At 47.3% G+C, this 21747-nt stretch carries 16 protein-coding genes; 6 read left to right on the forward strand and 10 right to left on the reverse strand.

Annotated features, from left to right (window positions below; genetic code table 11):
* Positions 1-54 precede the first annotated feature (54 nt).
* The 4 genes from KSW37_RS07095 to KSW37_RS07110 form a co-directional block, all read right to left on the reverse strand.
* Positions 55-789 (reverse strand): hypothetical protein, encoded by a 735-nt coding sequence (locus KSW37_RS07095; protein ID WP_217313739.1) that lies wholly within the window; start codon positions 787-789, stop codon positions 55-57.
* 123 nt (positions 790-912) lie between these two features.
* Entirely contained in the window at positions 913-1797 is an 885-nt protein-coding gene (locus tag KSW37_RS07100; RefSeq protein ID WP_217313738.1) for a carbohydrate kinase family protein, read from the reverse strand.
* Positions 1798-1965: 168 nt separating this feature from the next.
* Positions 1966-3015 carry a zinc-dependent alcohol dehydrogenase gene (locus KSW37_RS07105; RefSeq protein WP_217313737.1) on the reverse strand — a complete coding sequence of 350 codons (1050 nt, stop codon included), beginning with the start codon at positions 3013-3015 and terminating at the stop codon, positions 1966-1968.
* A gap of 58 nt (positions 3016-3073) precedes the next feature.
* Positions 3074-4468, reverse strand: coding sequence for an MFS transporter (locus tag KSW37_RS07110; RefSeq protein ID WP_217313736.1), 1395 nt, complete (start codon positions 4466-4468; stop codon positions 3074-3076).
* Between the two features lie 280 nt (positions 4469-4748).
* Here KSW37_RS07110 and KSW37_RS07115 point away from each other — a divergent pair, with 280 nt between their 5' ends.
* Positions 4749-5756 (forward strand): LacI family DNA-binding transcriptional regulator, encoded by a 1008-nt coding sequence (locus KSW37_RS07115; protein ID WP_217313735.1) that lies wholly within the window; start codon positions 4749-4751, stop codon positions 5754-5756.
* A gap of 121 nt (positions 5757-5877) precedes the next feature.
* Here KSW37_RS07115 and KSW37_RS07120 read toward each other — a convergent pair whose 3' ends face one another.
* On the reverse strand, positions 5878-7251 hold the full coding sequence (locus tag KSW37_RS07120) for an NAD(P)/FAD-dependent oxidoreductase (protein ID WP_217313734.1): 1374 nt from the start codon (positions 7249-7251) through the stop codon (positions 5878-5880).
* Positions 7252-7577: 326 nt separating this feature from the next.
* Here KSW37_RS07120 and KSW37_RS07125 point away from each other — a divergent pair, with 326 nt between their 5' ends.
* The 3 genes from KSW37_RS07125 to KSW37_RS07135 all read left to right on the forward strand — a co-directional run bounded on the left by KSW37_RS07125 (position 7578) and on the right by KSW37_RS07135 (position 11755).
* Positions 7578-8582 (forward strand): LacI family DNA-binding transcriptional regulator, encoded by a 1005-nt coding sequence (locus KSW37_RS07125; RefSeq protein WP_217313752.1) that lies wholly within the window; start codon positions 7578-7580, stop codon positions 8580-8582.
* 260 nt (positions 8583-8842) lie between these two features.
* On the forward strand, positions 8843-10339 hold the full coding sequence (locus tag KSW37_RS07130; protein ID WP_153086300.1) for a mannitol dehydrogenase family protein: 1497 nt from the start codon (positions 8843-8845) through the stop codon (positions 10337-10339).
* Positions 10340-10447: 108 nt separating this feature from the next.
* Positions 10448-11755 carry an MFS transporter gene (locus KSW37_RS07135; protein WP_254368568.1) on the forward strand — a complete coding sequence of 436 codons (1308 nt, stop codon included), beginning with the start codon at positions 10448-10450 and terminating at the stop codon, positions 11753-11755.
* A gap of 88 nt (positions 11756-11843) precedes the next feature.
* Here the strand turns inward: KSW37_RS07135 and KSW37_RS07140 are convergent, their stop codons facing one another.
* Positions 11844-12302 carry a LexA family protein gene (locus KSW37_RS07140; RefSeq protein WP_217313733.1) on the reverse strand — a complete coding sequence of 153 codons (459 nt, stop codon included), beginning with the start codon at positions 12300-12302 and terminating at the stop codon, positions 11844-11846.
* Positions 12303-12376: 74 nt separating this feature from the next.
* Entirely contained in the window at positions 12377-13732 is a 1356-nt protein-coding gene (locus KSW37_RS07145) for a Y-family DNA polymerase (protein WP_217313732.1), read from the reverse strand.
* Positions 13733-13902: 170 nt separating this feature from the next.
* Between KSW37_RS07145 and KSW37_RS07150 the strand changes: the two genes are divergently transcribed.
* Complete coding sequence (locus KSW37_RS07150; protein WP_217313731.1) at positions 13903-14424, forward strand: nitroreductase family protein; 522 nt, start codon at positions 13903-13905, stop codon at positions 14422-14424.
* Between the two features lie 58 nt (positions 14425-14482).
* Positions 14483-16669 (forward strand): helix-turn-helix domain-containing protein, encoded by a 2187-nt coding sequence (locus KSW37_RS07155; RefSeq protein ID WP_217313730.1) that lies wholly within the window; start codon positions 14483-14485, stop codon positions 16667-16669.
* Between the two features lie 77 nt (positions 16670-16746).
* On the opposite strand, the gene KSW37_RS07160 is transcribed toward KSW37_RS07155, so the two are convergent.
* From KSW37_RS07160 to KSW37_RS07170, 3 genes are all read right to left on the reverse strand, one after another.
* The gene (locus KSW37_RS07160; protein ID WP_217313729.1) at positions 16747-17919 is read right to left on the reverse strand and encodes a MalY/PatB family protein; all 1173 of its coding nucleotides are present in this window, start codon (positions 17917-17919) and stop codon (positions 16747-16749) included.
* A 33-nt stretch (positions 17920-17952) separates the two neighbouring features.
* Positions 17953-19137 carry an aminotransferase class V-fold PLP-dependent enzyme gene (locus KSW37_RS07165; RefSeq protein WP_217313728.1) on the reverse strand — a complete coding sequence of 395 codons (1185 nt, stop codon included), beginning with the start codon at positions 19135-19137 and terminating at the stop codon, positions 17953-17955.
* Positions 19138-19306: 169 nt separating this feature from the next.
* On the reverse strand, positions 19307-21547 hold the full coding sequence (locus KSW37_RS07170) for an outer membrane beta-barrel family protein (protein WP_217313727.1): 2241 nt from the start codon (positions 21545-21547) through the stop codon (positions 19307-19309).
* Between the last annotated feature and the right edge of the window lie 200 nt (positions 21548-21747).

Genomic DNA, 21747 nt, shown 5'->3' on the forward strand with positions numbered 1-21747 from the left:
ATGAATCTGTGTTTAGATGATTGTTATGATAAAACTTTCTGTGTTTTTTGAGATTTAGAAGCGGATGATTTCTGCTCCAATCTGGAAATAGCTCTCGTTGCTCTGAGGATTCCACATGCCCTTGGCATAAACCGGAACGGTGTAGTTGCCGAGCTTGAGGTCGTGGGAGGCTTGCAGCGATACGTGAACGATGCCTGCCGTGGTTCCAAAGAAGTGGGCATCCTCGCCAGCTCTGTTCAGGGCGAAGGCTCCACCAACTCCTGCATCTACCTTCCAGCCATCCTTCTGGTAGATAGGGTATTCCGCATAGGCGAAGGTGGAATATTTCTGCTTCGTATTGTCGCTGTTGCGGTCGCGTCCGAAGACTACCGTTGACCAGCTCAGGAGCAGTGGAAACTTCTCGTCCTGAAACCGGTAGCTTAATGTAGCATCGAGGAATCGGCCCGTGGTATGGGCAGAGTAGTTCCAGTATTCCTTATTATTATAGGTGGCACCAGGGGAGAAGTTGTAGGTGTCCCACAGGGCGAATCCCCATCCGCCAGCCTTCAGATTCAGATAATGGTTAAACTCCTTATAGGAGCCTTCCGAGTTGCAACCACCCCAAAGGCCCACGGTAACGTGGTCATTGACCATCGTATAGCTCAGGTCGGTGAGGAGGACGATGCCGTCGGAAACTTCCATGCCACGCCACAGATGATTGTTCTGCACGTTGGCTTTCAGATGGAGCTGTGCCTGGGCATTTCCCAGACACGCTGCCATCATCAATACAATAACTACAATTCTTTTCATGGTTTTACTACAAAATAAACTTTTTGAACCTAACTAATTATGAACCTTATAAACGTTAACTAATTACTTAAACCATATATTACAGATAATTATAATTTGCATATAATTTGGGCAAATAAGGGCTTATCTTATAAATTCCTTTGGCAAGACCGACATGGCTCCATTCTGTGTACAGACGAATGCTGAAACCTTTACAGCCAATTCATGTGCCTCTCTGACGCTCTTGCCCTTCAGGATGCTTGCCACGAATGCGCCTGTGAATGAATCACCGGCACCTACTGTGTCTGCCACTTCCACTTTTGGTGTCTCGATAAACGAAACCTCGCCAGGAGTGAACACATAACTGCCGTTTACGCCGCAGGTAAGGATGAGCATCTTCAGATTATACTTGCCCAAGAGGAGCCAGCATTTATTCTCCAAGTCGATGCCCGGATAGCCGAAGATGCGGCTTACGGTGATCAATTCCTCGTCGTTGATCTTGAGGATGTTGCATCGTTTGATGCTCTCGGTGATAATTTCCTTGGTATAGAATCCCTGACGGAGATTGATATCGAATATTTTGAGGATTCCTTCTCCCTCAGGCATGTGGTCGAGGAAGCGGTAGATGGTGTTGCGGGAAACCTCGTTGCGCTGAGCCAGCGAACCGAAGCAGGCTGCGGTGCAGTTCTTTGCCAATTCCTCCAGGGCTGGGGTGTAAGGAATGTTGTCCCAGGCTGCTCCTTCCTTAATGTCGTAGCAAGGAATGCCGTTGGCATCGAGTGAAACCTGGACGGTGCCTGTAGGGTAGGCTACCTTATCTATCTGATAGTTGAGATGGTGATCGTTGAGTTCCTTTTCCAGTTCCTTGCCCAGCTCATCATCGCCCATTGCGCTGACCGCACAGCTATTGAGTCCGAACTGTGAAACGTGGTAAGCAAAGTTGGCAGGAGCGCCACCTAGCTTCTTTCCTTCAGGAAGCACATCGAAGAGTGCCTCGCCGATACCTATCACTGATTGTTTCTTTTCCATTGTCATTTTTACTTTAAGAATGTTAGAGATGTTACTTGATTTCTGTTGCAAAGGTAGCATTTTTCAGCTACCTTCACAAAGAAAAATCATCTAAACTTTCTGCAAACGTTCCCGCAATCGTTTCCAATTTCTGCAATCGTTTGCAGTATGTTTCTTCTCTCCTATCCTTTATTTATTCTCTCCTGGTTTCTGTTCGAAATCGATGAGAACCTTCATGCTTGTTTCGCGATGAGCGTCGATAAACTTGTAGGCATCATCGTATTCCTCGAAGGCAAAGCGGTTGCTTACCAGTGGCTTGAGGTTAACGATACCCTTGTTGACATAATCGATGGCTGTGAGATAATCTTCGTGGCGATACATCATTGAACCGATGAGTCTCAACTCATGCTCGCCCAGATAGAACATGCTGAGGGCTGGGTCCTTGGCAAAGACTGCCACAACCACGATGTCGCTACCTTTCTCGATGGTCTCCATCAGCGAACGGATGGAAACTTCTACACCTGCTACCTCGAAACCTACCTGATAGCCTTCCTCTCCGAAAAGTTCCTGGGCTGCCTCCTTCAAGGTCTTCTTGGTGATGTTGAGAGTATGCTTGATGCCGCACTCGCGAGCCTTAGCCAGGCGGAGGTCGCTTACATCGGTAATGAGTACATTCTTGGCACCACGTGCAATGCAGAACTGGGCTATGAGGTTGCCGATGGTTCCTGCACCGCTCACTACTACATTCTTACCCTTTACGTCGGTGCGGTTGCTGGCATGGGCACCAACGGCTGAAGGCTCAATCATGGCACCATAGTCGAGGCTCATGCCTTCCGGCAACTTAGCCACGCGGTCGTCATCTACAACAAAGAAATCCTGTGCTGCACCATCTGCCTGGAAAGCCTGAACACGCAGGTGCTCACAAACGTTATACTGTCCTCTCTTGCAAGGGTTGCACTTGCCGCAAACCAACTGTGGGCGAGCGGTGATGTGGTCGCCAGGCTTGCAGACGGTAACTTCGCTGCCTACAGCCATAACCACTCCTGAGTACTCATGTCCCTGAACCACTGGGTAGAATGTGGCTGGGTGAAGACCGTGGTAAGAGTGAATCTCGCTACCGCAGATGCCGATGCGCTTGATGTTGACGAGAACCTGATGAGCAGTTAAGTCTGCTGCCTTTGGTTCTGCTACTTCCTTGAATTCGATATGCTTTGGTTCTACCAATATTGCCTGTCTCATAATTATAATGTTTTGAAATTGTTATTGTTATGTTGGTGGGATGAAAGATCCCGTTTTTTTATTTCTTCTTATTCTCCAGATCGGTCATGATCTGCTTGTATTGCTTCTTGTTGAGCTTGTAGAAGCAGAGGCATCCTGCGGTGATGATCCACAAGACTCCCGGAATGGTGCTGAAGGCGTGGTGCATGATGCTCAATACTTCTGGATTCTGCACTGCGTTGCTTACATATCCTGCACTGCCCAGAGCAATGGCGAGAAGCGATGTTCCGAGTGCCATTCCTATCTTGTTGCCCAGCGAAATGAAGGCGTACTGGAATCCGTCGTTTCTGATGCCCGTCTTCCACTCGCCATACTCCACACAGTCGGGGATGATGGCATAGATGGCTGTATTGAAGCCTGAGAAGAAGAACCACGACAAAGCTGAGAACAGATAGAACATAATGGCGCTGCCGTTAGGGCTGAAGAAGTACAGACCTATCATCGTAATACCGGTGAGGAAAGCGAAGATGGCTGCCGTGAAACCCTTGTTGCCCGTTTTTCTGAATACCAGAGGGAAGCAGGCTGCACCTATGATGCTTGGCACGATGATGGCCATGGAATAGTAGGAGAAGAGCGTTGCCGAACCTTCTACATAAGTGAAATAGTAGAGCATGTCAGCGTTGCGTCCGTAATGGATGAAACCGAAGAGCAACTGTCCTAAGAGGGCGAGCAGATAGGGCTTGTTCTTCATCACGGAGCGAAGCTGCACCTTTAGAGGGAGCTTCTGTCCCACAGGAACTTCTACCACTTCCTTGGTCTTGTGGAAGCAGAACAGATGGCAGGCGGCGAAGATGATGCCGTAGAGTACAGCCACAGCCAGATAACCATATTTGGTATCGCCTGCGCCAAACCAGCTGATGAGCGGAACAGTTACGATGTTGATTACTCCAATGGCCATCATGGCGCTCACCGAACGGCTGGTGTTGAGCTTGGCTCTCTCATCAATGTCTTGCGTCATGGCTCCGCAGAGTGTGCCGTAAGGCAGGTTCACGCAGGTATATCCCAGCACCAGGATGCAGTAGGTTACTGCCATATAGATAATCTTGGCGGTCTGGCTCCATTCCGGATGAGCCCAGAAGGTGAGTATAAGTACCAGTGCCGTGATAGGAGCTCCGAAGAGCAGCCATGGGCGGAATCGTCCCCATCGGGTGTGGGTCTTGTCGGTAAGTGTGCCGATGATGGGGTCGTTGATGGCATCCCAGAATCGGGAAACAAGCATCAGGGTTGCTACGGCACCCATGCTGATTCCGAACACGTCGGTGTAGAAAATCATGAGGAAATTGCCCACGAACATCCAACTGAAGTTGCAGCCCACATCGCCCATTCCATAGGCGAGCTTACTGATGAAGGGAACCTTTCCCTGTGAATTGTTCTCTAGCGAAGTGTTCGCTTGAAATTTAGAATCTTGTTCCATATTTCTTTTTTTAGGTTTGATTGTGATACTTAATGTTGTTTATTCTTTGTCTTGTGAAAAAATAGAGCGATTTGAGAAATCGTTTTTCCTTTTCACGCTGCAAAGATAGAATGTTTTTACTGGTAAAACAAGAAAAAAAACGATTCTTTTTTCGCAACCGTTCCCGCAACCGTTCCCATTTTCCGCAACCGTTCCCAAAAAGATTTCTCAGTTTTTTGTTGTTGCTTTCATGGAAAATAAGTATCTTTGCGGGCACATTTAACAAGAAAGAAAAAGAGATATGGCAAAATATGTAACCATCATGGATATTGCAAGGGAGTTGGGGATTTCCAAGTCCACCGTTTCGCGTGCTCTTTCGGGAGATACGGGTAATGTGAAGACGGAAACCTTGCAGAAGATATTGGCAACTGCCGAGCGGATGGGCTATCATCGCAACGAACTGGCAGTGAACTTTCGCCAGCAGAGTACTCATAACATCGGCATCATCATCCCCGAAATCGTAACAACGTTCTATATGACCTTTATTAATGATGCTCAAGCCATCTTGCGCAAGCAGGGGTATAAGGTGATGATTGCCATCTCTAACGAGAATCCTGAGCAGGAGAGAGAGAGCATTTTGATGATGGAGCAGCTGCGTGTGGATGGCATCCTGATGAGTGCATGCGATAAGGAGCATAATGTGGACCTATATAATAAGGTGATAGAAAGAGGCATTCCCATTGTGTTTTTCGATAGAACGGTGGAGAAGGTAAAGGCTTCACAGGTGCACATGGACGATTACATCATGTCGTTTTTCATGGTGGAGGCTTTGTTGCGCAAGGGGTATAAGCATATTATTCATATCCCGGGACCTGCTTATATCCGAAACAGCTATGAACGATTGAGGGGCTATAGGGATGCGCTGGAAAAGTTTCATATAGAGTATCAGGCGCAAGATGTCTTGTCGCCAGCCTTGTCGGCTGAAGAGGGTAGTTGGGTGATGGAGCGTTTCCTGGAGAAGAATGTGCCCTTTGATGCGGTATTTGGCTTTACGGAGACTGCTGTGTTGGGAGCCAAGAGTGCTATCCAGAAGCGTGGCTTGCGCATTCCTGAGGATGTGGCACTTTGCTGCATGTCGGGCACAGCCTTGGCTACTTTGGTTCATCCTCAGTTGACGGTAGTGGAGCAGCCTATTGAGAAAATGGCGCAGGAAAGTTGCCGACTGTTGCTGGAGCATATTGCCGATGGTTATAGAAGGATAGAGGAAATTGCATTGAGAGGTGAAACAGTGATAAGGGAATCTACTTAATAAAGGTATCGACTTCTGAAATCTGCATAAAAGAAACGGGTGTATCATCTATATTATTGAATGATACACCCGTTTTCTATCTCTTTATCTTAAGCTTTTAAACTTAATCTATCGCCTTATCTTAAGCTTCCTCTTCCTCTTCTTCATTTTCCAGCAAGTCGGTGCCGAGGTGAGTGGTCTGCTCACGCTTCAATCGGTCGCGCACCTCCTTAGGCTTGGTGGCGTAGGTAATCATTCGGATAGAATCGTTATAGCTTACGTACTTCCAGAGCCAGTTGAGCATTACCATTACCTTGTTCTTTACGCCAAGGATAGAGCGGAGGTGAACTACCAGCCACAATACCCAGGCAAAGAAGCCTTGGCTGTGGAACTTGCCAAGCTCTACTACAGCCTTGTGTCTTCCGATGGTAGCCATAGAACCCAGGTTCTTGTAGCGGAAAGGCTTGAGCTGGGAATCAGTGGCTCCCTCTGCAATCTTCTGGATATTTTTAGCCAGGAGTGCTGCCTGCTGAATGGCTACCTGTGCCAACTGTGGATGACCGCCAGGATAAGCTGGGTCTGTGGTCTGGATACACTGGTCGCCGATGGCGAAGAGACCGTCCATGCCAGGGATGCGGTTGAATTCATCTACTACGATTCGGAAACCACGGCCCAAATGGTCGCCATCGATACCTGTGATAGGCTGTGCCTTTACACCTGATACCCAGAGGAAGGTGCGGGTAGGAATCTCCTGACCGTCCTTCATCAGAACCTTGTGGTCCTTGTAGTCGGTTACCATTTTGCCAAACTGTACATCCACACCCATGCTGGTAAGGAATTCGTATGCTTTCTTAGAAGAGTCCTGTGACATTCCGGCGAGCAGTCTGTCGCCCGCTTCCAGAAGATAGATGTGCATCAGAGATGAGTCCATATCAGGATAATCATAAGGAATCACGTAGCGCTTCATTTCAGAGAGGGCTCCGGCAATCTCTACACCTGTGGCACCACCGCCTACAATGACCACGTTCAGGAGTTCCTGTCGCTCCTCTTCTGTGGCACAGGTCAATGCACGCTCTAGGTTACTCAACACAGCGTTGCGCAATCCCATTGCTTCAGAAACGGTCTTCATCGGAATCGCCCATTTCTCGATGTTGGCATTGCCATAGAAATTGGTGGTGGTTCCTGCTGCGAACACCAGGTAATCGTACTCGATCTTACCGATGGAAGTCTGCAGAATCTTCTTGTCTGGGAATACGGCTCTCGCTTCTGCCATGCGGAAGTAGAAGTTCTTGCGCTTGCGGAAAATCTGGCGGAAAGGGAAGGAGATGGAACTTGGGTCGATACCTGCCGAAGCTATCTGATAGATAAGCGGAGGGAACTGATGGAAATTGTTCTTATCGATCAACACCACCTGCAGGTTTGAATTGCAGAGGTCTTCTGCCAAACGAAGACCACCGAGTCCGCCACCTACGATAACTACTCTCTTCAACTGATTTCTCTTGATATTAATGCTCATAACTACTGCTGTTTTTACATATTAATTACATATATTTGCAGAAAATTCTGTTCTCTATAAGGCGTAATGCCTGGTTCTTGCTGAAAATTCGACTGCAAAGGTACAACTTTTTGATGAGGTGGCAAAGGAAGATGAGAAGAAATGTAGGATTGAAGATTGTTGCAATCGTTCTCATTTTAGATTTAGGAAAATGAACTTGTAAAATGTAATATTCAGATAGCATTTTTATGAGCATTTTTTCGAGAAATGTTGTCGGTTTAAAGGAAAAGTTGTATATTTGCATCGACAATTTTAAAAGACGAACGAATTTTTATAAAAACATCATGATGAAACATGTAACAATTAAGGATATAGCCCGTTCGCTCTGCATCTCGGTTTCTACCGTTTCCAGGGCGTTGACGGATGACAAGAACATTCGCAAGGAGACGCGAGAGATGGTGGTAGAGGAGGCAAAACGACTCGGCTACAAGCGCAATCCGGTGGCGATGAACCTGAAGATGGGGCGTACGAACACCATAGGTGTCATCGTGCCGGAAATGCATACTCCTTATGCTTCGCAGGTGATTAACGGAATGCAGGAGGTACTTTACAAGAAGAATCAGAAGGTGATGATTGCCGAGAGCGATGAAAAGCCGGAGCGGGAGTTGGAGAACCTGAAGATGATGGAGCAGTTTATGGTAGATGGTCTGATTGTGAGCCTCTGCAGCTACCGTAAGAACATAGAAATGTATCAGCAGTTGGCAGCAGATGGTATGGCGATAGTCTTCTACGACCGCATTCCATACGGATTGAAAATGCCGCAGGTAATGGTGGATGATAATGTAGATTCTTATTTCATGGTAGAGCATCTTATCCGCCTGGGCAGGAAGCGCATCGTCTATCTGCAGGGACCCGACGACATTTATAATGCCTATCAGCGAGGCTTGGGTTATCGTGAGGCGATGGAGAAATTCCATCTCTTCGACCCGGAGCTGATTGTGAAGACGGGAATGACCTTCAAGGATGGAGCTGATGCCATCGACCATCTTATATATAATAAGGTGGATTTTGATGCCATCTTCGCCTTTACCGACACCTTGGCGATAGGTGCACAGAACCAACTCCGTGCCTTGGGTAGACGGGTACCGGAAGAGATATTCGTGGCAGGTTTTTCGGGCACCGAATTATCAACCATCGTATCTCCTCAGATTACTACTATGGAGCCTCCGTTGGAGGAGATGGGCAGAAAGGCGGCAGAACTGGTGATGGAGAAAATCAATAATCCGGAGATGGAAGATAGACAGGTGGTGTTGAAGACCACGATGAAATGTAGACAATCTACGGGAGAATAATCAAACTTCGTGGTTTCCGGTAATCACTAGAAAGTGGTTCTCGGTAATCGCCTGAAAGTATTTAAAACGTTTGCAGAAATTGGGAACGTTTGCGGGAACGTTTGCAAGTTTTTTTCGAAAAAAATATCTTTTTATCTCGAAAAAACGCAATATCTTTGCCATCGGAAACGGGAGATAAGATAGCTGAGGAAACTCCTCGGCTACTTGCTTCTCCCAAAATGAATAAACAATTAATATTTACAGCTAACAATAAAAGAATTATGGCAAATTTAGTGAATGCAAACGCAGCAAATGCAGCTCAGGTAGTAAAAGGTTATGCTTATAACCGCAGTTTGGTAAAGGCAGGTATCCTGCACTTCGGAGTAGGTAACTTCCATCGTGCTCACCTGGAGTTTATGACCAATATGCTCCTCGAGAACAATACCCAGCAGAACTGGGGCATCTGTGGAGCAATGATACTCCCTGGTGATGAACGTCTCTACCATGCCCTGAAGAAGCAGGATGGTGAATACACCCTTACCGTATGTGGACGTGATGACAGCATCCAGGTTTATCAGTTGGGTGCGCTCGTTGAACTCTATTGGGGCATTGAGGAGCAGGAACAGATTCTGAACAAGATTGCGTCTAAGGATATCAAGATCATCACCCTCACTATCACCGAGGGCGGATACAACATTTCACGTCAGAGTGGCGAATTCATGCTCGACAATGCGCAGGTGGCTCACGATATCGAGAATCCAGCCAAGCCGGTTACAGCCTTCGGATATGTAGCCGAGGGATTGCGTCGCCGCAAGGCAGCAGGCAATGGTCCTATCACCATCCTTTCCTGCGATAATCTGCAGCACAATGGCAATACAGCCCGCAAGGCTTTCATGACTTTCGTGGGAGCTCAGGACAAGGAACTCGCTGCCTGGATGGAGGAGAACGTTACCTTCCCTAACTCAATGGTTGACCGCATTACTCCAGCTACCCGTCCTGCCGACATCGAGCGACTGAATGCTCAGAACGGCACTTGCGATGAGGCTCCTGTTTATTGCGAGGATTTCATCCAATGGGTAGTAGAGGATAATTTTGCAGCCGGTCGCCCAGCATGGGAAACCGTGGGCGCTCAGATGACCGACGATGTGACAGCCTTCGAGAATATGAAGCTTTCTCTCTTGAATGCTTCACATACATTGCTCTCTTATCCATCTTTCCTCGGCGGTTACCGCAAGGTAGATGCAGCCATGCACGATGAGAGAATCCGTAAGTTTGTACGTGCCTTCATGGACGATGACATTACTCCTTACGTGCCAGCTCCAAAGGATACTGATCTCGAGGCATACAAGCAGTGCCTGGTTGAGCGCTTCGGCAACCGCATGGTCAGCGACCAGGTGGCTCGTCTCTGCTTCGATGGTGCAAGCAAGTTCCCGGTTTACGTAATGCCGAACCTGGAGAAGATGATTGCTGATGATGCTTCTGGCAAGCGCCAGAATGTGGAGTTCAAGCGTGTGGCTTACCTCTTTGCTGCTTACCGTCATTATCTGAAGTATCAGGTAGATGACAATGGTGATGCATTCGAAGTGGCAGATCCATGGCTCACCGTTGATGACCATAAGGCCATCGATAGCGATGATGCGCTCGATTTTCTCGGCATTTCAGCCTTTACAAGTACCGATCTCAAGGCAGCTCCTCATTTCGTAGAGCTTTACTTGAAGATGGTAGAAGACATCAAGGCAAAGGGTGCCATGAAGGTTTTGGAAGATGAAATCTTGTAATTTAGAGAATAGTTTTTGGGAATAAAAGTCAGGTGTTTTTATGGATTGTTTAATTCGTCGAAACACCTGACGATAGCGTAACTTTCTCTAATTTAAACCTAGATAAACATGAAACAATCGATAACACTCAAGAGTGCAGGACCCTTCCTGCTCCTGACATTCATCTATTTTATAGTGGGCTTTCTCACTACCGTCAATGGTCAGTGTCAGGGTCCCTTGAAGATAGCCTTCCTCTCGGAGGTTACCACTACCAAGAACTCCCTGGCAACGCTCATCTCCTTCGCTTTCTTCCTGGGCTATCTGCTCAATAGTGCGAAGACGGGACGCTTGCTCAACAAAGTGGGCTATAAGAAGACGCTCATCCGTTCGATGCTGGTAATGGTGCTGGGACTTGCCTTCTATCTTGCTTCGGCGCTGATTGCTGAATATTGGGGTGGGGCAGGCGTGCATCTCTCGCAGGATTTCGTACCATTCGGATATTTCGTTTTCCTTTTCGGTTCCTATCTGATGGGTACGTCAGCGGCAATGCTTCAGGTGGTTATCAATCCTTACGTTGCTGCCTATCCTTTGCCGGGAACCCAACCGGTGCAGCGCATGAACTTCACCTGTGCGGTGAATTCTTTCGGAACTACCATCGCTCCATTCTTCGTAACGGGCGTGATGTTTGCAGGTGTGTCCCTGGATTCTGTTTCTGCCGACCAGCTCACCATTCCATTCCTGGTAATGATGCTCATCATTGCCTTTACAACATGGAGCACTTCCAGGGCGAATCTTCCAGACATTGAGGGTACGAGAGAGGAGACTCAAAATGTGGAATCTGAAGGAAAGACAACTCCTTCTGATGATTCCGGAAATGCGAAGAAACGCAGCATCTGGTCGTTCCGCCATTTGAAATATGGTGTGATTGCCATCTTCTTCTATGTGGGAACCGAGGTGGGAATCGGCAACAATATGAATCTCCATGCAATGGATTTGATGGGGCATGGTTACGATTTTTCTCCAGCCCTTCTTGCCACACTCTATTGGGGTGGATTCATGATTGGCAGAATGGTTTCTGCCGGTTTGAAGAACGTGGCACCTCGCCCTATGCTCATCACCGTTACGGTGGCGGCAATCGTATTGATGTCTGTTTCCATGTTTACCGAGAATCTCTGGCTGATGGCTGCTGTGGGATTATTTCATAGTGTGATGTGGAGTTGCATCTTTACTTTGGCGGTGGATGGCTTGAAGGAGTATACTTCCAAGGCTTCGGGCGTGTTCATGATGGGAGTTTTCGGTGGTGCAGTATTCCCTGTGCTTCAGGGTTTGCTTGCCGATTATATCGGTTCGTGGCAGTTCACCTGGCTCGTTCCTCTCTTCTGCGAGTTCGTTATCCTTTGGTACGGACTTGTGGGGTATAAGAAGCAGGAAGCATAAAAGGCAATAGTTATAATAAGCATAAAAACCGGGATGTTTTTTATTCGAAGCATCCCGGTTTTTCTATCTCTTCAATTTCTCTTTTTAATCATTCCGCAATCTGATGAATCACATAGGTAACCACGCCCCAGATCATGAAGCGGTTGGTTTCATCTACCCGGATAGGAGAGAAGTTCTTGTTCCATGGAATGAGCCAGCCGAAGGTGCCGCTCTCATCCATCTTGAATTGCTTGATGGTGAATTCGCCATCCACGAAGGCGATGACGAAGTTGCCGTTGGATGGCTCTATCTGCCTGTCTACGATGGCTAGGTCACCGTCGAGAATGCCTGCATCTTGCATGCTGTCGCCTGAAACACGTACATAGAAAGTTGCCTCACGATGGCGAACCAGAATATCGTTGAGGTCTATCTCTCCCTCCATATAGTCTTGTGCCGGCGAAGGGAAGCCTGCTTTTACGCTTTGCTCTGCCAGCGGAATAGGCATCTTGGCTCCGAATTCCGCAGGGTGAAATGTCAGTTTTATCTTGTTATCGTTATTCTTATTCATCTTGTTTTTTCTTATTTATGGAGCTCATTTTTAGAATGGGCTTATTCTGCTTTAGAATGGGCTTATTCTGCCTCTCATTGAGTTTTTACTTTCAGAATATCATGGATGTTCGTGGTAAACTGCTTCGACATGTATTCGCGTTTCAGGTCGAATCGGCAGTCTGTGCCTTGTATGGCCTGGCGTATGGTGCCATAACCATTCTTCCGGTTGATGGCGTCGATAGCCTCCATCAGCTTTTTTTGCTTGCTTCGGTCGATGGGGTCGAAGAGGTCTTGCTGGCGAGGATGGTCGGGTGAGATTTGCCACAGGATAACGCCAGCTTTCTTGAAGTGAAACGACATGTCGGGGCAATCGGGCCTGCTGTCTGCCATCGGTTTCGGGTATTTAGCCCGGAGAATGGTGAGGGCAGCACCTACTATCTCTTCCTGCGCATTGGTGGCAATGGGCAGGGTAAGGGAATCGTGGATGGTGTATTCAGGCACATGCTCGTTAAAACGGGAAGTCCATGCGAACACTGTGATGCCCTGACATACGCTACCTTGTCTCCTTAATTTTTCTGTACAACGTACAGCGAAATTAGCCACGGCTTCTTCTATCACATTTTTGTCGGTAATGCCCTCGTTGGCAAAACTCCTGCTGGTGCAGATACTCTTCTTCTGCGGCAGTTCCTCGATGCTGATGCAGCTTTCGCCATTCAGTTCTTTCCATGTTCTTAGGGTGGTGATATTGAAATGGCTGCGGACCCAACTTTCTTTCTTGTCGGCAAATTGGGCAGCAGTTCGGATGCCCATATAATCGAGTTTCCTAGAAATCTGTCGTCCGATTCCCCATACATCTTCTATCGGGAACAGAGATAAAGCCTTGTGTCTTCGCTCATCAGTATCGATGAGACAGCAGCCTTGGTAACCCTTGTATTTCTTGGCGAATTTAGAACCGATTTTTGCCAGAGTCTTTGTTTCTGCAATGCCGATGGAGATAGGGATTCCTACGGCTCGGAGCACATCGGCAGAAATCCTGGCGCCATATTGGTGGAGCAGGGATTCATTATTTAAAAATGTATCGTTTTCTTTCAGATTATCCTGGAAGAAGCGCTCTGCCATAGACTGATCCACATCGAAGAAACTTTCATCGATAGAGTATTGGTCGATGTGGGGCGAGTAGTGCGACAGCATAGACATCACTCTGTTGGAGAGCGAACCGTAGAGTGTATAGTTGCTGGAGAAGATAGCCACTCCCTCAGCCTCCAGTTTTTCCTTAACCTGATAGAACGGGTCCCCCATCTTATACCCCAATGCCTTGGCTTCTTCAGAGCGCGCAATGACGCACCCGTCGTTGTTACTCAATACAACCACGGGCTTTCCTATCAGGTCGGGGCGAAACACTCGCTCGCACGAACAGTAGAAGTTGTTGCAGTCTGCCAGTCCTATCATATCTTATAATTAACATCTCTTGTTATCACCAGAAATCCTGGTTTGATGTGCAAAAATACAAAAAATAATCCGAAAACGATAGTTTTTCATTCAAGTTTTTTGTCGTTTCATGATTTATTCTTACCTTTGTGGTCATAAGCTAGTATTGAAACATCATAAAACTGAACGATATGAATCATAAGAATAACATGTTGGCATTGAGCCAGGAGCGTTTCTCGGCTCGCAAGTTTACTCCAGAGGCAGTTAGCCAGGAGGATTTGGACTATATTATGGAGTGTGTGCGCTTGGCACCATCGGCAGTGAATAGGCAGCCTTGGCGCTGGCTCATCGTGCGCTCGGAAGAGGCGAAGAAGAAACTGCAGGAGTGCTATGACCGTGAATGGTTCAAGACGGCTCCTATATATATTATAGGTATGAAAAACGTGAATGAGAACTGGGTGCGCAGATATGATGAGAAACCGCATGGCGATATTGATGTGGCGATAGCGGCAGAGCATCTCTGTCTGGCTGCAACAGAGTGCGGACTGGGCACCTGCTGGGTCTGCAATTACGATACGGCGAAGATGCAGCAGTTCTTTGCTCGCGAGGGCTATGAGGCGGTGGTCATCATTCCTGTAGGTCATATTGCTGAAGACTGTCCACGCGCAGAGAAGAAGCGTAAGGAGATGAGCGAAATCACGGAAGAAATCTAGTCCTGATATAAGAAGAAATCTAGTTCTGATATAAAATCTGGTACAAAAAAGAAGCTGTATGGAAATGAACGAAGAATCCATCCTGGCATGGAATATCATAGAAAAGACAAGTGCCAACCTCTTCCTTACCGGAAAGGCGGGCACAGGTAAGACGACCTTCCTCAAGCGATTGAAAGAATTGTCGCCAAAACGGATGATTGTGCTTGCTCCTACGGGCATTGCAGCCATCAACGCCGGAGGAATGACCATCCATTCGTTCTTCCAGCTTCCCTTCTCGCCATACGTGCCGGGCACGACCTTTGGCAGCGGCGAACAGAAACGCTATCAGTTCAGCAAGCTCAAGCGCAATATCATCCGAAGCATCGACCTGCTGGTAATCGACGAAATCAGTATGGTGCGTAGCGATTTGCTCGATGCTATTGACTCCGTGCTTCGCCAGTATCGCAAGCGCCACGACCTGCCTTTCGGTGGTGTGCAACTCTTGATGATAGGCGATTTGCAGCAGCTCGCACCTGTTGTTACGCCACAGGAAGAGCATCTTTTAGGGCAGCATTATGATACTCCTTTCTTCTTCAGCAGCAACGCTCTGAAGCAGGTGGGTTATCTTACCGTCGAACTTAAAAAGATATACAGACAGCAAGATGAGCAGTTTATCTCGCTGCTCAACCAGATTAGGGAAAACAAGGCTTCAGAAGAGACATTGCAGGCTCTGAACCAGCGCTATATTCCAAATTTTGTACCGCCAAAGGAGGGCAATTATATCCGGCTTACCACCCATAATGCACCTGCCCAGTATATTAACGAACAGCAGCTTGCCGCCTTGCCTGCGCAGTCGTTTTCTTTTACAGCAGACATAGAGGGTGACTTTCCGGAAACATCTTATCCTGCCGATTTCAAACTCACATTGAAACCGGGAGCCCAGGTGATGTTCATCAAGAACGACCCGCAGCATCGTTTCTATAATGGTATGATAGGCGAGGTGATAGGGGTCAAGACCGATGAAAACGGCAGCAAGATTATCGTTCGCAGTAAGGACTCGGGCGAGGAGTTTGAACTGGAGAAAATGGAATGGACCAATGCGAAATATACCCTGAACGAGAAAACCAAGGAGATAGAGGAAACAGTGGAAGGAAAATTCATGCAGTATCCTCTGCGTCTGGCGTGGGCAATAACTATCCACAAGAGTCAGGGACTTACTTTCGAACATGCCATTATTGATGCTTCTCATTCTTTTACGCATGGTCAGACCTATGTTGCATTGAGCCGCTGCAAGACTTTAGAGGGTATGGTGCTCAGCGAACCGCTTTCTCGCGGAGCCATTATCAGCAGCCAGACAGTGGATGCATTCAGCAGTCAGCTTACTGCGCCTACTCAGGAGCAAATCAGCAGTCTGGAGCTGCAGTATATCATTTATTGCATCAGTGAACTCTTCGATTTCTATTCTATCAGAGCCAGTTATGAGCATCTGATGCGCTGCCTGGTAGAGTTTTTTAATGGTAAATATCCGCGTGTGGTAAGCGAGTATCAGAAGCTGCAGGTGGTATTGAAGAGTCTGATAGCCGTATCGGATAAATTCCGTGTGCAGTATACGGGTATGCTTGCCCGAAATCCTGATGTAAGACAGGCTGAACTGCAAGACCGTATTCATAAGGGAGCTATGTATTTTCTTGATAAAATCGGCATTCTGATTGATTTAATCAGAAAGTCGAATCTTGATACAGACAACAAGGTAGCAAGGAAGCAGTTTGAAGACCGCTTCTCTGTTTTCTCAGAGGATGTAAAATTAAAAGAACGGCTTTTGAAGTATGAATGTAGTGCCGAATTCACGGTAACGGATTATCTGAAAAAGAAGGCGCAGTTCTTGCTGTTGGATGCAGATGCCTCATCAGATAGCGGTTCGGGCAGAAAGTCAAGGAGACAGAAGAGGTCGAATGAACCGAAGGTGCCGAAAGTCGCTTCGAAGGAGGTAAGTTATGATTTCTATATGCAGGGAATGACGGTAGATCAGATTGCTGCTAAGCGGGGTTATACCAAAGGTACCATTATTGGTCATCTTACTCCTTATGTGAAAGAAGGAAAGATTGGACTGCGGGCGCTGATTTCAAGTGCCCATGAAAAGAAAATCCGTGATTTCATGAAGGCTCATCCTGAATTGGAGCATTTTAGCGAAATAAGGGAAGCTTTGGGAGCTGGTATTGATTATTACGAAATCAAACTGGTTCATGATTTGATGGAGGGGAAATAAAGGTCTTCTTCTACCATATTATAATAATAGCCGTAACTATATTTGCAGTAGTTACGGCTATTGTTTTTCTTAAAAATCTAGAGTTGGCTCACAGCCTTTTCCTGCTGCTGTAAAGCCTGTTTGATAACACTTTTTGGTGCAGCCACATTCAATCGCATGAATCCTTCTCCGCCAGGTCCGAACATCTCTCCATCGTTCAATGCCAGATGAGCCTTGTCGATGAATAGGTCGAGAAGCGCATCGTGTGAAAGATGCAGGTCTCGGCAGTTGAGCCAGACAAGGAAGGATGCCTGTGGACGCAACGGGCGAATGCCCGGAATATGTTCGCGGCAGTAATCTTCTACAAATCGGATATTGTCCTCAATATAGGCAAGCATCGCCTTGCGCCATTCTTCTCCCTTTCGGAAGGCAGCGATGGTAGCGATAGGAGCAAAGAGGGTTGGTTCATCCAACTCATTTGCGCTTAACCATCTATAAAACTTATTCCGAATATCTTCGTTTGGAATAATGGCGTAGCTGCTCACGATTCCTGCAATATTAAAGGTTTTGGAAGGAGCCTGGAAGGTGATGCTGATGTTGCGTGCCTTGTCTGAAACCGAGGCAAACGGGATGTGCTTGTGTCCGAAGAGCGCCATATCCGCATGAATCTCATCGCTGATAACGAGCAGATGGTGCTCATAGCAGAAGTCGGCAAGCTGCTGCAAGGTTTCCTTGCTCCAGGTAATACCGCCCGGATTATGAGGATTGCAGAGAATGAGAATCTTGCATTTCTTATCGCAAACCTTCTCGAGGTTTTCGAAATCCATCTCGTAATATCCGTCTTCCCTCATCTTCAGCGGATTGAAGACCACCTCTCTGCCATTACCCTCTGGGGTGAGGCGGAATGGGTGATAAACGGGAGGCTGGATGATGACTTTTTCATCAGGCTGGGTAAAGACATTCACCACGAGTCCGATGCCTTTTACAATACCTGGAATGAATCTTATCCACTCTCGTTTCACATCCCACTGATGGTGGTCGCGAACCCAGTCGATGATGCTAGGCAGGTAATCTTCCGGTTCCATGGTGTAGCCGAAAAGGGAGTGTTCCAATCGTGCCTTAAGGGCATCTGTAATGAAAGATGGGGTCTCGAAATCCATATCGGCTACCCAGAGTGGCAGCAGGTCATCTCGTCCCCAACGAGGCAACAAGGCACCATGTTTCAGGTCGTCGCTGCCCGAACGGTCTATGACTTTATCGAAATTGTACATTTTACTTTGAGTCTATTAACTATAAACTATCAATTATAAACTATCAACGGCCTGCTTGATGTCTTCGAAGAGATCATCCACATCCTCCAGGCCTACGCTGAGGCGGATAGTGGTGTCTTTCACGTCCATCGACTTGCGCATGCTCTCAGAGAAAGCTCCGAAGATGGTGCTTGCCGGATGGATGGCGAGCGAACGGTTGTCGAAGAGGTTGGTAGCGCGATGGATGAGTTTCAGATTGTTCAGAAAACTGAAGCAGGCTTCCTTGCTCTCCAGGTCGATGCAGATCATGGCTCCCGCCGTTTTTCCAAACTGACGCTGTGCCAACTCGTGATAAGGATTATCCTCCAGACCAACATAGTTTACATATTTTATCTGAGGCAGAGAGCACAGCTTCTTGGCAAGTTCCAGGGCATTGCTGCTCTGCACACGATAGCGCGCATCGAGCGTTTCGAGTCCGATGGTTTGCATATAAGCTACCTGTGGGGTCATATAGGCACCGAAATTGAAGAGCATTTCTCCATAGAGACGTTTGGCGAAATCGCCGTTGTAAGGAGTACCGTAGTCGATAACCAGACCGCCGAGCGAAGTTGCACCGCCACTTACATATTTAGAACTGGAAACCACCTCAATATCTACTCCCAGACTCTTAGCCGAGAACTGTGTGAAAGGAATCACGGTAGAATCCACTACCAGCGGAACATTCTTTTCGTGAGCCACTTCCGAAATGGCTTTCAGATCGGCAACCTCCAGTTGTGGGTTGGTCAGGATTTCGAGGAAGACGCAGCAGGTGTCATCATCAATGGTTTCGCGCACGGCTTCGATATTGGTCAAATCGCGCAAGCGCACCTTTACGCCAAAACGGCGCAGAGTGGCTACGAGCAGGGCATAAGTATTGCCGAAGAGATGCTTCGAGGTAACGATGTTCTTACCTTGTGCAGCCAGCGCCATGAGGGTGTTGCTGATTGCCGCCATTCCTGAGTTGAAGGCTGTGGCGTGGGCAGCATCGGTGAGGGCTGCCACGCGACGCTCCAGGTTGGTTACCGTAGGATTCTCTACGCGCGAATAATCTGGAGCCTTAATCTTGTCGGTGAATGCTTCTGCCATGATGGCAGCATTGTCGAATTCGTAGGCAAGGGTGTTATATACTGGCACGCTCAGCGAATCGTATGCATCGCGGCGCTCATATTCCAAATGAATAGCTTGAGTCTGTTTCTTCATTATTCTGTTATTTTATGTGATATTTTTGCGTGCAAAAGTACAAAAAAGAAATTGAATAGACAATAAATCGTATAAAAAAACGAGTTGCGAATGCTTTTTTTATGCATTGCAACTCGTTGGAGAGAGTATTGTTTATTCTATTCAACGTTTTCTATTGTTTCTGATCTTGTTAATTTTCATTCATTCCACCCGTCTGGATTCCCTGCTTTTCTTCCTGGAAATCATTCTTGATGTTGGATTTCACCTTTTGGAATTGCTTCTTGGTGTTGCCGAATTTCCAGGTGAGTGTGAGGCTGATCTGGCGCAGAGGCACCTTTACCGTCATATTCTGTACATAGTCTGAACCCACGGCTTTCTGCTTGATGTTGAGTTTGTTATCGGTTGGTGTGAGGAACATCAGACTCAAGTCCAGCTTATCCTTGACGATGGATTTGGAGAGAGTGGAGTAGAAGAATGACATTCCGTTCTGATAGCCTTGCAGGTTGTGCTGTTTGCTCTGAATGATACTTCCTACAGTCCATTGCAACTCCCAAGGAAGTGTCTGTTGCAGATTAATCATCGTACTGCTGTTCCAGCCATGATTCTTCCATCCCAAGACTTCACTTCGCAAATCATTGTAGCTCAGACTCTCGTTCAGCATCAATCTCGTCTTCTTGAACACCAGCCAGTTGGCAAAGATATTCAGACTGGCGTTGCGGGTTTTCGAAACTTTGCCGTAGGTGGTGTTGAGCAGGTTGTCTGCATCGATGAACGAATACTGCTCTATCTTGTTGTTGCAGAGTCCATAGCCCAGAGTTGTACTCAGAATGAAGCGTGGATTGTAATAATTAAATACCATGCTCACCTGATGCGACTTCACCACGTCGAGGTCAGTATTACCATAGCTGATGGCGGTAGGATTACTGCGGTCAACATAAGGGTTGAGGTAGGTAATTCCCGGACGGGTGATGCGCATGCTGTAGTTCACACCGAGATTCATGCCTGGAGCGATGGCGTAAGAGATGCTGGCGCTCGGTACGAGATTGCCGTAATCTTTATCAAAATCATCACCCTTACCCTGTTCAAACTTCACTTTCTCCCAGGTTTGTTCGTATCGGGTTCCCAGCATGGTTCCTATCTTTCCGAAGTTTCCCTTCCATTCTGCATAGGCGGCAAGAATGTTCTGGGTGTTCTTATACTCCATACTGTTGGCAGGGGTCAGCGTCTCAGTTTTATCTGCCGCCACATCGTAGTAGCGTGAATCGCTTCTGTTGATGCGAGCTATGTATTTGGCTCCGAAATTCAGGCGCTGGGTGGCGCTGAGCGAATGGGTAAAATCTGCCTGGAAAGTATGTTCAGTGCCTCGGGTCTTACTTTTGGAGAGCAGATCGTTGAGCTGGAGAGCCGTCACATGGCTGATGTCGTCGTAGAACGTATAGTTGTCTGTGTGAGATGGGTTGGTACTGAATAGATAGCTGAGAATGAGGTAGTTCGTGCGCTCCTTGTTGAAAAATCGCTGATAATCGATGCTTCCGTTGAAGGAGGTATTGTCCAGATTCTGTTTCATCTCATTGCCGTATTCGAATCCTTTGCCGTAGATTCCGCCTGTCATCTTTGTGAGTGGGTGACCTGTAATCTTCTGGTTGAAGGAGGTCAGACCTGCCGTAGCGCTGATGCTGCTCAGCGAATCGAGATCGTAGCTTAAGCTGATGTTGCCCATTGAGAAAGGCTGCTTCATATCCGAATTCTGATAATAGTTCATCGTGCAGCCATCCTTCTGGAATCGGTCGAAGGAGATGGTGGTTCCATTCATGCGCTGATGATTGTACATTCCGTTGGCACTATAGGTGAGCTTGCCCTGCTGACCGCTGATGAAGGCGGAGATGCGCTGCGTCTGGTTACCGACAGCAGCACTGATGTTGCCATTATAGCCATTGCTGAAGTCGTTGCCTCCGGCTCCATTCACTGTTTGCTTGTTGAGTACGATGTTGAGCACGCCGCCCGTACCTTCAGCATCATATTTGGCTCCCGGGTTGGTGATTACTTCTATGTTTTTTACCATAGTTGCCGGCATTGCCTTGAAAATCTGCGAAGGGTTGGCTGAGAACATCGGATTCGGCTTTCCATCCACATACACTTTGAAACTGGATGAACCGTTCACGGTGATATTGTCCTGTCCATCCACCGTAACCATCGGCACCTTGCGCAGCATGTCGAGAACGGTAGAGGCCTTGGCGTCAGCATCCTGTTGCACGTTGTAGGTCATCTTGTCGGTCTCCATTTTTACCAGCGGTTTCGAGGCAACCACGGTAACGCTTGCCAGGTCGAAGTCCTTCCATATCGAGTCGTTTTTCTCGACATCACTCTGTGCGAAACTTTCGAGTGAGCAGACGAGCAGGGTGCTCATCAATATCAATGATTTCTGTTTCATATTCTTTCCCTTTTCTTTTCTTATGTTAATGCTATCTTTTTCTTATTCTTTTTAAGTTCATGCGCCTTTCTTCTGTAGATTGGCGATGCAAAGATAAGGTGTTTTCTTGAAACAGCAATGAATGGGAGAGGGGTTTAACCCAACAATAACCTACTGGCTCATCCGATTAACTTAAAGATAACATTTGTATGGCAAAAATG

This window comes from Segatella copri, from assembly GCF_019127135.1.
In the GTDB taxonomy this organism is placed as follows: Bacteria; Bacteroidota; Bacteroidia; order Bacteroidales; family Bacteroidaceae; genus Prevotella.

What these genes read in the sequence shown, in the direction of transcription:
- KSW37_RS07140 (WP_217313733.1), bottom strand. Translation starts at nt 12,302, where the DNA reads ATGAATAAGAATAACGATAACAAGATAAAACTGACATTTCACCCTGCG.
- KSW37_RS07125 (WP_217313752.1), top strand. Translation starts at nt 7,578, where the DNA reads ATGAAACATGTAACAATTAAGGATATAGCCCGTTCGCTCTGCATCTCG.
- KSW37_RS07155 (WP_217313730.1), top strand. Translation starts at nt 14,483, where the DNA reads ATGGAAATGAACGAAGAATCCATCCTGGCATGGAATATCATAGAAAAG.
- KSW37_RS07110 (WP_217313736.1), bottom strand. Translation starts at nt 4,468, where the DNA reads ATGGAACAAGATTCTAAATTTCAAGCGAACACTTCGCTAGAGAACAAT.
- KSW37_RS07100 (WP_217313738.1), bottom strand. Translation starts at nt 1,797, where the DNA reads ATGGAAAAGAAACAATCAGTGATAGGTATCGGCGAGGCACTCTTCGAT.
- KSW37_RS07165 (WP_217313728.1), bottom strand. Translation starts at nt 19,137, where the DNA reads ATGAAGAAACAGACTCAAGCTATTCATTTGGAATATGAGCGCCGCGAT.
- KSW37_RS07135 (WP_254368568.1), top strand. Translation starts at nt 10,448, where the DNA reads ATGAAACAATCGATAACACTCAAGAGTGCAGGACCCTTCCTGCTCCTG.
- KSW37_RS07150 (WP_217313731.1), top strand. Translation starts at nt 13,903, where the DNA reads ATGAATCATAAGAATAACATGTTGGCATTGAGCCAGGAGCGTTTCTCG.
- KSW37_RS07115 (WP_217313735.1), top strand. Translation starts at nt 4,749, where the DNA reads ATGGCAAAATATGTAACCATCATGGATATTGCAAGGGAGTTGGGGATT.
- KSW37_RS07130 (WP_153086300.1), top strand. Translation starts at nt 8,843, where the DNA reads ATGGCAAATTTAGTGAATGCAAACGCAGCAAATGCAGCTCAGGTAGTA.
- KSW37_RS07120 (WP_217313734.1), bottom strand. Translation starts at nt 7,251, where the DNA reads ATGAGCATTAATATCAAGAGAAATCAGTTGAAGAGAGTAGTTATCGTA.
- KSW37_RS07145 (WP_217313732.1), bottom strand. Translation starts at nt 13,732, where the DNA reads ATGATAGGACTGGCAGACTGCAACAACTTCTACTGTTCGTGCGAGCGA.
- KSW37_RS07170 (WP_217313727.1), bottom strand. Translation starts at nt 21,547, where the DNA reads ATGAAACAGAAATCATTGATATTGATGAGCACCCTGCTCGTCTGCTCA.
- KSW37_RS07095 (WP_217313739.1), bottom strand. Translation starts at nt 789, where the DNA reads ATGAAAAGAATTGTAGTTATTGTATTGATGATGGCAGCGTGTCTGGGA.
- KSW37_RS07160 (WP_217313729.1), bottom strand. Translation starts at nt 17,919, where the DNA reads ATGTACAATTTCGATAAAGTCATAGACCGTTCGGGCAGCGACGACCTG.
- KSW37_RS07105 (WP_217313737.1), bottom strand. Translation starts at nt 3,015, where the DNA reads ATGAGACAGGCAATATTGGTAGAACCAAAGCATATCGAATTCAAGGAA.